The following is a 14,516-nucleotide window of genomic DNA, read 5'->3' on the forward strand; positions in this document are numbered from 1 at the left end:
ATGGGGAAACAAGACTCCAATCGATCTGCGTGGAGTGGCTCCCCGTCGTGAGTGAACGTGGTCGGCGCCTTAGGCAGTACCGCCTTCCAACGCATTCCAGGATCGCCAACCCCACAATGGCCTCATCACGGATCACTGGACCCTGAGCGTCAGCGGGGTGGCTTCCTTCGCTCTTCCAACCCCAACACTTCTACGGTTCCCTCTCCGATGATCCGAGTCTCATGGCCCGCGGTTTCTCCTCGCCACCGCACATGCAGGTTCCAGCGCGCTGACATTTCGCTGAAGTCCACATCGTCTCCGAAGCCTTCGTCGATGATGAGGATCGCAGCGTCGATGTCTGCGATCGCTTCTACGCTGAGCTCATATATCTCTGAGCCATAGCGCTTCTTTACGTCTGCTGTCTGGTCCAGGAGATCTACCCGCCCCACGCGCCGTACGTCAGCATGGTCTGGGCCGGGAGGGCTCCAGCGTGTGATATTCAACCCCGGGAGACCGTCTTTGATCAGGGTTTCAATCTCCATGGGATGGATGTGAAGGCTACTGAAATCGAACTGGCCACTCTCGTATTCGCCGGGGAGTTCCAAACTGGCGAAGGACCGCAGCACAGTTAGCTCTGCGCCGGTCTCACGCCGAAGTTCCGCTGTGAGATCGCTACTTCGCTTTGTGAAAACACTGTCGTCTGACACCAGGACCAAATTTTCGAATGGCGGTTCGTCTACTTGTTCAAGGGCGGTGAGCCACAGCAACGTGTCTCTATACCCACCACCACTCTCATCGAACGGTGCCAGTCGGTTAATTGCTCGCTCGGTCATATCGATATGGGTGCGATCGGGCGGTTCCGCGATTAGGAACCCGATCTCGTGCAGGCGGGTGTTCAGGATCGATTCGTATTGGTCAACTTCATCGGCATAAACCCGGAGTAACGACTCCGCAGCCGCCTTCGCACGGTTCGTCGATTTGCGGATTACGCCCTTTACCTGCCGGATTTTATCCTCGTGGTCGCGGCGATACCCGCCGATAGCCTCGAGTCGAGCAACTTCTGGCAGGACAAGCCGCAAGCGGTCTGCATCGACGGCATCTTTCGCGACCCGCCACTTACGATCACGGAGGATCGCATCCTTCATAATGACGTTGGCGTCAACGATGACAAGCATTCATCCCCCACGGATTCACCCTTGGCTACATCACAACTTGCGTTCGAGGTCGGGCGACGGCGTGCCTCTCGCATTCAAGATTAGCCCTGGGGCTCTTTGTCAAATGTAATGGCTGGCCTCTGCGAATCGGCATTCCATTCTGGGCACGCGCTCACGCCGACGCTACGGACGACTCCGCAAGCTACAGCAACTAGTCTGAAGTGTCGCTGAGGATGGTCTTCCCGGCATGACTGAACTCTTGCATGCGTCTAGTGCAACGAGGATGCATATACTGCGCTATCCGCACCAGTCCCCTCCCTCGATATGTTCAAACTCTCGGGTGCGCGGCGCGCCGGCCACTTGGCGCTCAAACATCGGGTCCTTATTAGTCGGACGGACGGTTCGTTGAAACGGCGTGGTGAGCGAGGCAGTAGCTTTGGGACATGCTTACGCGTATTGAAGTCAACGGGTTCAAAAACTTGTTCGACATTGCGGTGGACTTCGGACCATACACGTGCATCGCTGGCCCAAACGCACTTGGTAAATCCAACCTGTTTGATGCGATTGAATTTCTTTCGCTGATCATGGACTACCCGTTCATGGAGGCTGCGCAGCAGATTCGCTCGGCCGGTAGTCGTATGGGTGACCCGCGCACACTGTTTTGGGTGGGGGGCGTCGAGCCGCCTCCGCTTATGACGATTGCAGCGGAGATGATAGTTACAGGCGTAGTTCACGACGACTTTGGGCAAGAAGCGAAGGCGACGAGCACTTTTCTTCGATACGAACTGACTCTTGAGTACGCACCTCCTACGGATGCTGGCCCAATCCAGATGGGTGCTATTCGGTTAGTTCGGGAAGACCTCAACTACATAACGCAATCCAAAGCTGCGACAAGAATTCGTTGGAAGAACAACGCCACGAAGTTCAGACAGCGCGTCATCACAAATGATCGGAAGGGCACCGGCTACATCTCTACAGGGGGGGACGGTGCCTTCCAAGTCCATCAGGACGGAGGCAGTCGCGGTCAGCCTCGTCGGTCAGCGGTAGCGCCGCGCACGGTCTTGTCGACCATCAACACGTCGGATGATCCAACCGCGCTCGCGGCGCGGCGTGAGATGCAGCAGTGGCGAAACCTCGCGCTTGAGCCGTCAGCGATGCGTGCCCCCGATTCCGTGATGGGTACTTCGGCGATTGGGTCAGATGGCTCCCACCTCGCAGCAGCACTCTTTCGAATGGCTGACCAAGGCAAGCAATTGGATGTCTATGCAGGAGTTGCTGCGACAGCATCTGCGTTAGTAGATGTTCGGGATGTGGGTGTGGACTTCGACCCAAAACGCGACCTCTTGACTCTCGAAGCTCAGATCGGGAATGGGCCACTTTTGCCGTCGCGGGTGCTGTCTGATGGAACGATGCGGTTCCTTGCACTATCCGTAATAGAAGCTGATCCCGCTTTTGGTGGAGTGATCTGCATGGAAGAGCCTGAGAACGGAATTCACCCGGCGAAGATCGAATCAATGGTGACGCTCCTCCGGGATCTTGCTGTTGACCCTCAAGAAGAGCCCGGAACGGACAATCCCCTTCGCCAGGTGATTGTCAACACTCACTCGCCGCGCTTTGTAGTTTTCCAGCACGACGACGACATGTTGCTTGCCGTGCCTCGTAGCGTCGTAATCGAGGGCGAGACGAGGCAAACAATCAAATTCGCACCGTTGTGGGACACGTGGCGAGCGGACGCATCCGGCGAGGGCGTGTCTAAGGGCCTGATCGGTGACTATCTCACAGCCCCAGACGATGCGCCGATGATGCTCGATTTTCCGGGCCGCGAACTCGGAGAGATTGACTGAATGACCGACCTCCAGTACGCGCTCATTCGTGAGGGCACCTCAGACGATGGCCTGATCCCGCACATTTCAGCGCTCTTGCTGAGGGCGGGGGCATCCGCCGTAATCGGTGCAGCGCGTCAATATAAGGGCTCAACTAGAGAGCGCCTCAGCCAGTTGCTTGCCGAGCCGAAGCCGCCGGCCCTGATCTTCGTCCACCGCGACTCCGATTCCGCCGATCCCTCGTCGAGACATCAGGAAATCGCCGCGGCTGCTTCCGCGCTCGGGTGTGTCGAACGAGTGATACCAGTGGTTCCAGTGCAAGAACTTGAAGCATGGTTGTTAACAGATGAAGGCTCGATCAGGGCGGTGGTTGGACGGCCAAGCGGTCGAACACCAATGGGCCTACCGGCTCTGCGAAACATTGAGACGACATCGAGCCCAAAGGAAGTCCTCCAGAACGCCTGCCTTATTGCGAGCGAGAAGACTGGCGTCCGGCGCAAGAAGGAGCGGGGACAGTTCAATGTTCGACGCGCAAGCCTCTTGGAACGAATTGACATCGATGGTGCGGTGACTTCGCTGGCGTCATGGCAGCGCTTCGTCGGTGACCTCACTACTGCGGCCGTTCGGGCACTCGAAAATGATGCCACTTGAAGCGACGTATTTCCTCGTCACGCTAACCTGCCATGCGCGATCAGGGCGGCGAGTCTAAATGATGATCGCGACCAGAGTATGCGGAGACTCCCGCTAAGTCGCTGCGCTGTTTGATGCGGTAAGCGACCAGCTTTCAAGCGCCACGAGAACGCAGTGATGGGGTGAGGCCCGCGAGCTGTTTGCCGCGGGCAGCCCGGCGCGCCGGCACGTGGGCGAAGCGCGGGGCTTCACGCAGGTGGCCCCATTCGGTACTGCTTCGTCAAGCAACGATTGATTGACTTGGAACTTGAATCATGCTTGTCAGAACCATCCGGCGACGACTACTCACGCTCCGAATGCGTGTGCCGCGGGAGATGTCGCTTGTCTCCCGCGCAGGTTTACTTCGGCTTCTCGTCCACACCAGGCATGTCGGCGACCAGTTTTAGCGTCGGAGACTGAGTAACTCCGGCAATGATGCTCTGGAACATGACTTCCATAGCCGCCATCTTGGTTTTAGCCGCACTCTGGGTCAAGACGACCGCGCCGATGAAGGCGAAGAGTTCAATTAGCAGTGCTCCGATGCCAAAAAACTCGTAAGTCCGATAGGTCAGCGCGGCACCGACGGCGACGAGCGGCATGCCAATTCTTCCTCGGAAGGATGCCTCGGCATCCAGGCGGTCGTATTTGTCGTAAAGGTCCTTATTTGCAGCCTGGAGCGACACTTCTGCGAGGTCGACTTCGTCGATGACGCGCTGGCGCAGAAGTGGTAGAAGGCGTTCGCTGGTCCATTGCCAGAAACCCTCCTGCATGTACTCATTGACTGTTATGTCTTCGAAAGCCGCGATGTCCGAAGCCTCCGCCTGAAGCTCGCGCTGGGCTTCCGATGTCCAGTGTGCTCTCTCTTCGGCCTTGAGGAGCGGGAAGGGTCTCAGTACCCAGCCCGATGGAACGTTGCGAGATCTCGCGTCCGTGACCGTTCTCTCTATCAGCTCATCGAGATTCGTTACAGTTGTCGGCTGTAGCTCATCCCTCAGGTCATTGGAGAGTGTAGGGAATGACTCACCTACGCGTTCGGTCAGAACGCCGATCAGGTAGGCAATAAACGCCAGTGCCGCCCCGACCCCCGCCGGACCAAGCCACCCGGCCACGTCATACAGCTGGCTGATGATGCCCACGGAATCTTCCTTGGTCGGGACTAGCGGCCCAAACGCAAGCCACGCAGCAATGAGCCACATTGCACCCACGGCGAGCGGAACACGGAGCTCCCGGATGCCAGGTAAGAGTGCGGCTAGCATCGATTTCCCCTAGAGGAGCTCAGCGCAACTTTCGGAGAATATTCCAGTACGCCCCAGTTTGCTTGCCCTGATTGTGGATGCACCCCGCATTGAGATCGAAAGCGGTCGTCGGCCACTGCAAAGTTCATGTTAATGGGCACCTCGCGGTAGGGGGGAGGAGGACGCAGGAGTGAAATCTTGCGCCTCGTTCACGCCGAGATTCGCAAGCGGTCTGCCAATGATGCAACAGTGCGAGATGTCTGAGCGGTATTGCCGCCCCAGCCAAAGGCACAGGGGCAAAATTTGGTTGAATCGCGGGCCCTCAGGACGAGCTCCAGAGCTCTCGAAATTCTCGGTGATACCGGGGTGCGCGGGCTTGCGGCACTCGATCGGCAGCGCCGGAACTGCGGCCACTCCAGCGCTGCCGCGAGGATGCCACGACGTGACGTGGTGGCTGTCGAGGTCGCCCGTTGCGGCCCATTCGTCAGGAGCACTGACGACTTAGGCGCGTATTTCTGGACGTGCTGGCTAGAAATCTTGAACGAAGGGGCGCCAGCGAAGGCTCGCCTACTCCGTATAGGCAGCTAGGGTCGAGCTGGTGAGTGATGAATTCGTATCACCAAGGGGTTGGTAGGTCGGCGCAAGCAGGGATTGATTGGCGCTAATGGCAGAACTATCGCGGGTTGGGAGACCTCCCACGTATCATGCAGTCATCACGGCAGCCAAGCAGTTCAGGCCTGAGCTGCTCCTTCCCCTCCTCGCGAGCGCGAGTGCCGCGAATGACCCATTGGTGGGTGCCGGCCGGGAGTGGGTGCGAACTCAGCCCTGGGTCTATGCGGCTATCGCTCGGGAAAGCATCCTTCATGGATCGCTGTCGAGTCCGAATGTGCCCACTGGGCGGACCGTCGAGCGTCTTCGCCAGATCTTCATCGATTCCTACGATGATCTCCATGACCCGACTCTCTCGGCTATCATCGGGCCGCTGATGTATGAGCAGTTCCCCTACCAGCTCTCACCTGGCGAAGAATATGCCCGCATTCAAGCCCTGTACGGGGACCCGAATCTCGGAGAGGTGCCACCGTGGGGGGATATCCTCGGTCAGTCGCTAACGGACGCGCTGAGGGCGAACATAGTCATCAGCGCATGGATACACCATCACGATGGACAATTCCGACTGTCGATCCTCGATGACCCTGAGTATTCGGAGGTGTGGGAGAAGATTGCTTCCCGCGAATCCGTCGAAGTTCACGCCCGTTACCTGACGGCGACGATCGCAGAAGCCAAAGGGCTTGCCGCTGTGGCTCCCGTGCTACCGCGTAGTCTTCAGCGATACCGCTACAACCCTCTTTGGCAGAAGCCGCTAATCGATCTCGGCGATACGGGAGTTTGGGCTCCAGACAGCATGCTACTTCGAGGGGCAATTGCACCCGGTCGCCTGTACTACGCAGCAGCAAGCCAGTGGAAAGCGAACTTCGCAAACGAGCTCGGCCATCGCACGGAGCTCTACGTCGGCGAGCACCTGAGGATCGTCGCCGGCCAAAACGTCGAGCCGGAGATCGAATACGCCGTTGGGAAGAGATCACTGAAAACGGTTGATTGGATCTGGTCTGCCGACAGCGCAACGATACTAGTCGAGAGCAAATCGGCCCGGATGAGCGTCGGTGCGCAGGCGGGGCTGGACCTGCAGCGCGAAGCCGATCTCCTTCGGAAAGCACACATGCAGATCGATTCCACCGTGGAGGCGATCCATGGCGGGCGCCACCCGGAACTGGCTCACCTGTCGGCAGAGAAGCCCTTTCTGGGCATGATCGTTACCTCTGAGCCGTTCTACCTCGGCAACGCCGAGCTTCCCGAATATGGGGCCATAGGACAGACACCCCGTTTAGTTCTATCTCTACGCGAGCTCGAACAACTGGTGTGCTTCCCTGCAGAACTTGTCGTCGCCCACCTCCTGCCCATACTCGACGACCCGGACCAGCGACGCTGGTCCTTTAACAACACGCTCACTCAGCTGCGAAATTCGGCATCACCAATCAGCAACCCGATTCTTCTAAAAGCAACGGAAGAATGCGCCTTCCTCGAACTCCAGAACATGACCAAGAAGGCCCTTGGTGCGGGCTCTTCCCCCTGACGTTCGTGGTTCGTCCGCTCGGCTCCTGGCCCTTTGGCCGACTCGCCGACCCGCGAGACAGGCAACGGGCACTCGCTGCGGCGGTCACGATGATGTCGGCCGGATCCGTCGCTCTCGCGGTTGCCTCGATCGAACGCGCGGTCTGGGCGTGGTCCGCTTTGATCCTCGTGGTCGTTCAGCCTGCTCCAGGCGTCGCCACCGGGGGTGAGTACGCGGCCGACACGGAGTTGTGTTCGGTGCCGGCCACGCGAGGCGACCGCCCATTCTTCGCCCCGCTCCAGGCCGCCACGATCGTCGGCGGACTCGTGCTCGAGAGGAACGCCCCTACCCAACCGAAGCGATCCCCGACCTTGCGGGCTGGGAATGGTCCGGTCAGACTGCGGTAGTATTGCGGTATGACCATGAAGCTGAGTGTGAGCCTCTCCGAGAGCGACGTCGAGTACATCGACGAGCTCGCGCGCGCTCGATCGGGCAACCGGTCGGCTGCCATTCACGATCTCGTTCGGATTGCTCGAGAGCGCGCAGCGGTCAGCGATTACGCTCTGGCGAACGATGAGTGGATCGACTCCGGCGAGGCTCGTGCGTGGAAGACGGCCGAGGCCGACGGCCTCGGGGCATGAGGAGAGGAGACGTGGTGGCCGTTCGCCTCGACCCGGCTGAAGCCGGCGAGGCGTCGAAAACCCGACCCTGCCTCGTGGTCAGCAACGACGGCGCCAACGAGGCGGCGACCGTGATGGGCCGGGGCACGATCACCGTCGTGCCGTTGACCACCAACGTGACAAACGCGCGCGGGGAGTTTCAGGTGCTCGTGTCAGACGGCGACGCGCTCGAGTCGATGGGCCTGACGAGTGTGTCGAAGGTGCAGGCCGAACAGGTGCGCACGGTGTCGGTCGAGCGACTCGCCGGCGCCCGCGGGGCCGCGCCCGGCTGGGTGATGCAGCAGGTCGACCACGCGCTGCGCTTTCACCTGTCGCTCTAGGCGGTCTGCGGCCAAGCCCCGCGCCTATCGAACGCGGAGGCCGTCGAGGAGGCGCTCCTTGGGGTTGAACGAGCCGTCGAGGGCGGGCGCCTGCCGCGAGACCGCAAACCCCGCGACCAGCACCACGAGGCAGACGCTGAAGGCGATCGAGAGCGACACCGGCAGGCTGACGCTCCCCGCCCCGACCGTAGCGGTGCTGACTCCTGCGAGCGCGAACTGGCTGAACCCGATGATCGCCGACGCGGTACCGGCCGCACGCGGCACAGCACCGATCGCGGCCGCCACCGCATTGCCCTGCAGCAGCCCGAATCCACCCAGGAAGAGCGGCAGGCACAGCGCCATCAACCAGGCCGGCATCCCGGTCAGGGCCACGACCGCGAAGGCCGCCGCAGCCACCGCCATGACGACGAGGCCGAGGGTGAGGATGCGGCGTGGCATCCAGCGACCGGCCAGCCGCGACGCGATGAACGTGGCGACCACGAGCACGAGGGCGTTCGCGCCGAAGGCGAGCCCGAACTGCGCGGGGTCGAGCCCGATGACGCCCTGGTAGAGGAAGGGCGCGGCCGAGACGTAGGCCATCAGGCCGGCGAACGAGAAGGCGCAGACGAGCGCATTGCCGATGAAGAGGCGCGAGCGGAGATCGCGCAACGCCGAGCCGTCTTCGGCCGCACGCGCACGAAGATGCTCGCGGCGCGACACCGGGTGGGTCTCGGGGATCGCGACCAGCGCGACCACGAGCATCCCGACCGTCAGCGCGAAGACGATCACGAGGGCACCCCGCCAGCCGATCGGGCCGGCGACGAAACCTCCCACCACGGGGCCGACGATCGGGGCGATGCCGCCGATCGTCATCACCAGGCTGAACGCGCGAGCCGCGGTGGCCCCGGTGGCGATGTCGGCGATGACCGCCCGGCCGATGACCATGCCGGCCGCCCCGGTCGCGCCCTGAACGAGGCGGGCGGCGATCAGCACGGGGAGGGTGGGGGAGAAGACGGCGACCGCGCCGGCGAGGCAGCAGAGGGCGGCACCGATGATGAGCGGGCGGCGGCGGCCGAACCGGTCGGATGCAGGGCCGAGGATGAGCTGGCCGACACCGATTCCGACCAGCGACGCGGTGAGGGTGAGCTGAGCGCCCGTCTCGTCGACGCCGAAGTCGGCGGCGAGCTGCGGGAACGACGGCAGGTAGAGGTCGGTGGCGATGGGGGCGACGGTCGAGAGGAAGGCGATCGCCACGAAGATGGGCAGGGGGATCTGGCCCGGTGCGGCGCTCGCGCGCGGGCCGGGCCGGGATGTGCGGCTCACGAGGCGGTGTCTGCGGCCATCGTCGGGAACGCGACATCCGTCTGCGTCAGAGCCCAGCTCGCCAACAGCCGCAGCTTCTCCTCGGTCGCGGAACCACGGGCGGCGTTGTAGACGGTGAGCGTCAGCCCGGGATCGGCGGGGAGGTCGAGGGCGTTGTAGATGAGCTCGAGCCCGCCGACCGCCGGGTGCACGAACGTCTTCACGCCGGAGTGGTGAAGGCTCACCCGGTGAGCGGCCCAGCGGGTGCGAAAGTCGTCGCTGCGGGTGGAGAGCTCGCCGACCAGATCGGAGAGGCCGCGGTCGTAGGGGTTGCGACCGGCCTCGGTGCGGAGGATCGCCACGTTGTCGTTGGCCGCCCGCTCCCAGTCGTCGTAGAACTCGTGCGCCTTCGGGTCGAGGAAGATGAACCGCGAATGGTTCACCGGCCGCTCCGTGTTCGCGAACAGCGGCGAATAGAGGGCGTGGCAGAGCAGGTTGCCCGCCACGAAGTCCATCCGCGCGTTCCGCACGAACGCCGGTGCCGCCGAGATGGAGTCGAGGAGGAGTTGGATGCTCTCCCGCAGCTTCGGCTGCGCGGGCCGCTTCTTCGGGCCCCGGATGCCCGCGTTCGCGGTGCGGGACAGGTCGAAGAGGTGCGCTGTTTCTGCATCATCCAGGTGGAGGGCGCCGGCGATGGCGTTGAGCACGCTGTCGGAGACGCCGGTGAGGTTTCCGCGCTCGAGGCGGGTGTAGTAGTCGGTCGAGACGCCGGCCATCATCGCGACCTCCTCGCGGCGCAGCCCGGGCACTCGCCGCTTGCCGCCGTAGATCGGCACGCCGGCCTGCTCGGGGCTGATCCGTGCCCGCCGAGCGGTCAGGAACGCCTGGATGTCGTCGCGGTTGTCCATGTCGAAAACGCTACGCCCGAGGGGAAGGCCGTTGAGAGGGTTTGTCATAACCGGGATAACCCCGCCCTCTCAGGAGGTCTTCGCGCGGGTGTCGACTGGACATCCACCACCCGAAAGGAGCCCCACCGTGCGTGGAGCAGTCATTTACGCCCCCGGCGACGTGCGCGTCGAGAACCTCGACGACGCCGCCATCCTGAAACCCACCGACGCGGTCATCCGCCTCTCCGCGACCTGCGTCTGCGGGTCGGACCTCTGGGACTGGCGGGGCATCAACCACGTCGACCAGCCCACCCCGATGGGCCACGAGTACGCCGGCGTCGTCGAGGAGATCGGCGACGACGTCACGACCGTGAAGGTCGGTGACTTCGTCGTCGGGTCGTTCTTCGCCTCCGACAACACCTGCCCCATCTGCCAGGCCGGCTACCAGTCGTCGTGCGTGCACCGGGAGTTCGTCGGCGGCGCCCAGGCCGGACGGCTTCGGGTTCCCCTGGCCGACGGCACCCTCGTCGCCACCCCGGGTATGCCGGACGCCGACCTGATCCCGTCGCTGCTCGCCGCATCCGATGTGCTGGGCACCGGCTGGTTCGGCGCGGTCGCCGCCGAGGTCGGCCCGGGCAAGACCGTCGCGGTGGTCGGCGACGGCGCGGTGGGACTGCTCGGTGTTCTCGCCGCGAAGCAGCTCGGCGCCGAACGCATCATCGCGATGAGCCGCCACGAGTCGCGCCAGAGACTCGCCCGCGAGTTCGGGGCCACCGACATCGTCGAGGAGCGCGGCGACGCCGGCGTGGCCCGGATCAAGGAGCTCACCGACGGGCTCGGCGCCCACTCGGTGATCGAGGCCGTCGGCACGCAGGAATCGATGATGCAGGCCATCCGCTCCACTCGCCCCGGCGGGCACGTCGGCTTCGTCGGCGTCTCGCACGACGTGGAGATCCCCGGCGAGCAGCTGTTCTTCTCGGCCGTGCACCTCCACGGCGGGCCGGCCCCGGTGCGCAGATTCCTGCCCGAGCTGATCGACCTGATCTGGAACCGGCAGATCGACCCGGGCAAGGTCTTCGACCTCACCCTCCCGCTCGAGGAGGCCGCCGAGGGCTACAAGGCCATGGATGAACGCCGCGCCATCAAGGTTCTGCTTCAGCCGTGAGTATTCGGATTCGACCGCACGAGAGAGAAGATCCATCATGAAGATCGCTGTTCTGGGAACCGGGATGGTCGGGCGAGCGCTCGCCGGCCGCCTCGCCGACCTCGGCCACGAGGTCGCCGTGGGCACGCGCGACGTCGCCGACACGCTGAGCTCTGAGGAGTATGCCTCCTGGCAGGAGGGGCATCCGACCGTGGTGCTCCGACCCTTCCGGGAGGTGGGCGAGTTCGGCGACGTGGTGCTCAACGCGGTGGCCGGCATCCACGCGTTGGCCGCACTCGAGGCGGTCGGTGCGGCAGCGCTCTCGGGCAAGGTGCTCCTGGATCTCGCGATCCCGCTGGACCTGTCCGCCGGGCTGCCGCCCACGCTCACCACCGCGAACACCGACTCGCTCGGCGAGCAGATCCAGGCCGCGTTCCCGGACGCGCTCGTGGTCAAGTCGCTGCACACGGTGTACTACGAGGTCATGATCGATCCCGCTCGGGTGCCCGGTGAGCACTCGATCTTCGTGGCCGGAAACGACGAGGCGGCGAAGACCATGGTGTCCGGCATCCTCGAGCAGTTCGGCTGGCCCGCCGGGTCGATCATCGACCTCGGCGACATCACGGCCGCCCGGGCGACCGAGATGTACTCGCGGCTGTTCTTCGCCCTCTACGGGCGGCTGGGCAGCTTCGACTTCAACATCAATGTCGTGCGCGCCGGCGCCTGACATCCCTTCCCAACGATAAGCACCAAGGAGAACCCCATGACAGACCAGCCCAAGCAGATCGGCGGCGGCCGCCGCATGTTCGGCGACTTCGCCCCGAAGCTCGCCGCCCTCACCGACGACGTGCTGTTCGAGGATGTCTGGAACCGGCCCGAGCTGTCGGCCCGCGACCGCAGCCTCATCACCGTGGCCGTGCTCGCCGCCGGGGGTGACACCGCGCAGCTCGAGTTCCACCTCGGCCGTGCTGTCGAGAACGGCGTGACGAAGGATGAACTAATCGAGGCCATCACGCACGTGACCCTCTACGCCGGCTGGCCCAAGGGCATGGCGGCGATGGGAGTGGCGAAGGAGGTGTTCTCGGAATGAGGATCATCCCGAAGCCGGCGACCGTCAAGAACCCGCCGGAGCAGTTCACCGGGGACGTGTGGGTCGACCCGATCGTATCGCCCCAGAACGACGACCAGCGCGCCACCGTGGCGATGGTGCGGTTCAGCCCCGGTGCCCGCACCGCCTGGCACTCGCACGCTCGTGGCCAGACCCTGCACATCACGGAGGGCGTCGCGCTCCTCGGAAGTCGCGACGGCACCGTCATCGAGGCGCGGCCCGGGCAGACGATCTACACCGCGCCTGGGGAGGAGCACTGGCACGGCGCTACGCCTAGCGACTTCATGCAGCATCTGGCGTGTTTGGAGATGGGGGAGGATGCCGCGGCCACGACCGTGTGGCTGGAGCACGTGACGGATGCCGAGTATCAGCGGCGCTAGACCGCACCTTTAGTAGACCGCACCGTCGGCAGACCTCGGCGGGCGCAGAGCTCACCGGACCTTGACCTCAACCGAAGTAGAAGGAGAACGCGATGCACACACGCACACTCGGACAGGGCCTCGAGGTCTCGGCCATCGGCCTGGGCGGCATGGGGATGTCGCAGGGGTACGGCCCGAACCCCGGCGACCGTGACGAGATGATCGGCGTCATCCGCGCCGCCGTCGACCGGGGGATCACCTTCTTCGACACCGCCGAGGTCTACGGGCCGTACGTGAACGAAGAGCTCGTCGGCGAGGCGCTGGAGCCGGTGCGCGACCAGGTCGTCATCGCGACCAAGTTCGGCTGGGACATCCAGGGCGGCAAATCGGTCGGGCTCGACAGCCGCCCCTCGCAGATCAGGCGGGTCGCCGAGGCATCCTTGAGGCGGCTCCGCACCGACACGATCGACCTCTTCTACCAGCACCGCGTCGACCCGGATGTGCCGATCGAGGACGTGGCCGGGGCGGTGGGCGAACTGGTGCAAGAGGGGAAAGTGCGGCACTTCGGCCTGTCGGAGGCGGCGGCTGCGACCATCCGGAAGGCGCACGCGGTGTTCCCCGTCACCGCGGTGCAGAGCGAGTACTCGCTGTGGACCCGCGACCCCGAGGCCGAGGTGCTGCCGGCGCTCGCCGAGCTGGGGATCGGGTTCGTGCCGTTCAGTCCGCTCGGCAAGGGCTTCTTCACCGGGACCGTCGACACGGCGGCACCCTTCGGGGCCGGCGACGTGCGGAGCGGCATCCCGCGGTTCGAGGCCGAGAACCGTGCTGCGAACCAGGCGCTGGTCGATCACGTGACGCAGCTCGCTGCTGCCCGGGGTGCGACGCCGGGGCAGATCGCTCTGGCGTGGTTGCTGGCGCAGCATCCGTGGGTCGTGCCTATCCCGGGCACCCGCCGCCTCGAGCGGCTCGACGAGAACGCGGGTGCGACCGGGGCGGCGCTCTCGGCGGATGACGTGGCCGACCTCGACGGCATCGTGGCGCGGCTCGGGGTGCGGGGCGATCGGTACAACGAGGTGCATATGGGGTACGTGGGGCGGTGATCGTGTGGCCGACCGCTTCACTGCCCGGGAATGCTCGCTAAGATTATGATTTACGCGACATATTGCTAAAAGTGAGCGGAGGTGATCGACGTGGCAGACGCATCCACGCTCATCCGCGCCGCCCGCAGGAGTCGCCGGCTGACTCAGGAGCAGCTCGCTGATCGCGCGCAACTCGATCAGGCCAGCGTCTCGCGCTCTGAGCGGGGTCGGGATGCGGGCTACAGCACGATCGATCGGCTGCTGGCCGGGGCGGGTCACCGGCTTTACTCGGCTCCCACTCGTCGGGACGATGCGGCGACGGCTGCTGCCGAGATCCGTCGACGGCTTCGGAGCGGCGACAAGGATCGCGCTCTGCGCGCGTTGCTGCAGCTCAACGACAACCTTCTCGCCGAGCACGGTCTCGTGCGCGGGGTTCTCGGGCTCGCCGAGCCCGAATCGACCGGCGATCCGGTCTGGGATGCAGCGGTCGCAGCACTGGTGGCGTGGCGCCTCGGGGCAGAGAGCATCCCGCTGCCGGCCTGGGTCGACGAGCCGGGGCGCTTCCTCGGCGTGCCGCGGATGCTCGAGGTCGACCCCGCCGACCCGGTGCCGCCACGCTCGGAAGTGCCCGACGAGTTCGCCGAGCGGGGCGTTCTCGCCTGGCGTGACACCTTCGCGAGCGTCTGAT

The 14,516-nt window shown here is 64.1% G+C and carries 15 protein-coding genes; 11 read left to right on the forward strand and 4 right to left on the reverse strand.

Annotation, left to right across the window (positions count from 1 at the left end):
• Positions 1 to 149: 149 nt before the first annotated feature.
• A complete protein-coding gene (locus tag HSO01S_RS13510; protein ID WP_066042309.1) occupies positions 150 to 1,154 on the reverse strand; it encodes a PIN domain-containing protein in 1,005 nt (334 codons plus the stop codon).
• Positions 1,155 to 1,576: 422 nt separating this feature from the next.
• Between HSO01S_RS13510 and HSO01S_RS13515 the strand changes: the two genes are divergently transcribed.
• Positions 1,577 to 2,977: an AAA family ATPase gene (locus HSO01S_RS13515; protein WP_066042312.1), complete on the forward strand. Its 1,401-nt coding sequence runs from the start codon at positions 1,577 to 1,579 to the stop codon at positions 2,975 to 2,977.
• Positions 2,978 to 3,607: a DUF4276 family protein gene (locus HSO01S_RS18385; RefSeq protein WP_084361677.1), complete on the forward strand. Its 630-nt coding sequence runs from the start codon at positions 2,978 to 2,980 to the stop codon at positions 3,605 to 3,607.
• Between the two features lie 377 nt (positions 3,608 to 3,984).
• Here HSO01S_RS18385 and HSO01S_RS13520 read toward each other — a convergent pair whose 3' ends face one another.
• Positions 3,985 to 4,761: a hypothetical protein gene (locus tag HSO01S_RS13520; protein WP_066042314.1), complete on the reverse strand. Its 777-nt coding sequence runs from the start codon at positions 4,759 to 4,761 to the stop codon at positions 3,985 to 3,987.
• Between the two features lie 1,084 nt (positions 4,762 to 5,845).
• On the opposite strand from HSO01S_RS13520, the gene HSO01S_RS13525 reads away from it, so the two are divergent.
• The 3 genes from HSO01S_RS13525 (at position 5,846) to HSO01S_RS13535 (ending at position 7,970) form a co-directional block, all read left to right on the forward strand.
• On the forward strand, positions 5,846 to 6,991 hold the full coding sequence (locus tag HSO01S_RS13525) for a hypothetical protein (protein WP_157079084.1): 1,146 nt from the start codon (positions 5,846 to 5,848) through the stop codon (positions 6,989 to 6,991).
• Positions 6,992 to 7,386: 395 nt separating this feature from the next.
• Positions 7,387 to 7,611, forward strand: coding sequence for a ribbon-helix-helix domain-containing protein (locus HSO01S_RS13530; RefSeq protein WP_066042321.1), 225 nt, complete (start codon positions 7,387 to 7,389; stop codon positions 7,609 to 7,611).
• Positions 7,608 to 7,970, forward strand: coding sequence for a type II toxin-antitoxin system PemK/MazF family toxin (locus HSO01S_RS13535; RefSeq protein ID WP_066042323.1), 363 nt, complete (start codon positions 7,608 to 7,610; stop codon positions 7,968 to 7,970). The genes HSO01S_RS13530 and HSO01S_RS13535 overlap by 4 nt, the downstream gene beginning before the upstream one ends.
• 24 nt (positions 7,971 to 7,994) lie before the next feature.
• Here the strand turns inward: HSO01S_RS13535 and HSO01S_RS13540 are convergent, their stop codons facing one another.
• Complete coding sequence (locus HSO01S_RS13540; RefSeq protein ID WP_066042326.1) at positions 7,995 to 9,272, reverse strand: multidrug effflux MFS transporter; 1,278 nt, start codon at positions 9,270 to 9,272, stop codon at positions 7,995 to 7,997.
• Entirely contained in the window at positions 9,269 to 10,159 is an 891-nt protein-coding gene (locus HSO01S_RS13545; protein ID WP_066042328.1) for a helix-turn-helix domain-containing protein, read from the reverse strand. The genes HSO01S_RS13540 and HSO01S_RS13545 overlap by 4 nt, the downstream gene beginning before the upstream one ends.
• 127 nt (positions 10,160 to 10,286) lie before the next feature.
• Here HSO01S_RS13545 and HSO01S_RS13550 point away from each other — a divergent pair, with 127 nt between their 5' ends.
• From HSO01S_RS13550 to HSO01S_RS13575, 6 genes are all read left to right on the forward strand, one after another.
• Positions 10,287 to 11,303, forward strand: coding sequence for a zinc-dependent alcohol dehydrogenase family protein (locus HSO01S_RS13550; protein ID WP_066042331.1), 1,017 nt, complete (start codon positions 10,287 to 10,289; stop codon positions 11,301 to 11,303).
• A gap of 37 nt (positions 11,304 to 11,340) precedes the next feature.
• A complete protein-coding gene (locus tag HSO01S_RS13555) occupies positions 11,341 to 12,009 on the forward strand; it encodes an NADPH-dependent F420 reductase (RefSeq protein WP_066042333.1) in 669 nt (222 codons plus the stop codon).
• A 36-nt stretch (positions 12,010 to 12,045) separates the two neighbouring features.
• Positions 12,046 to 12,372, forward strand: coding sequence for a carboxymuconolactone decarboxylase family protein (locus HSO01S_RS13560; protein WP_066042336.1), 327 nt, complete (start codon positions 12,046 to 12,048; stop codon positions 12,370 to 12,372).
• Positions 12,369 to 12,770 (forward strand): (R)-mandelonitrile lyase, encoded by a 402-nt coding sequence (locus tag HSO01S_RS13565; protein WP_066042339.1) that lies wholly within the window; start codon positions 12,369 to 12,371, stop codon positions 12,768 to 12,770. The genes HSO01S_RS13560 and HSO01S_RS13565 overlap by 4 nt, the downstream gene beginning before the upstream one ends.
• A 92-nt stretch (positions 12,771 to 12,862) precedes the next feature.
• Positions 12,863 to 13,849, forward strand: a complete 987-nt coding sequence (locus HSO01S_RS13570; protein ID WP_066042341.1) for an aldo/keto reductase — start codon at positions 12,863 to 12,865, stop codon at positions 13,847 to 13,849.
• Positions 13,850 to 13,939: 90 nt separating this feature from the next.
• Positions 13,940 to 14,515 (forward strand): helix-turn-helix domain-containing protein, encoded by a 576-nt coding sequence (locus HSO01S_RS13575; RefSeq protein ID WP_169799987.1) that lies wholly within the window; start codon positions 13,940 to 13,942, stop codon positions 14,513 to 14,515.
• The last annotated feature ends 1 nt before the right edge of the window (position 14,516 follow it).

It is taken from the genome of Herbiconiux solani NBRC 106740, assembly GCF_001571005.1.
In the GTDB taxonomy this organism is placed as follows: Bacteria; Actinomycetota; Actinomycetes; order Actinomycetales; family Microbacteriaceae; genus Herbiconiux; species Herbiconiux solani.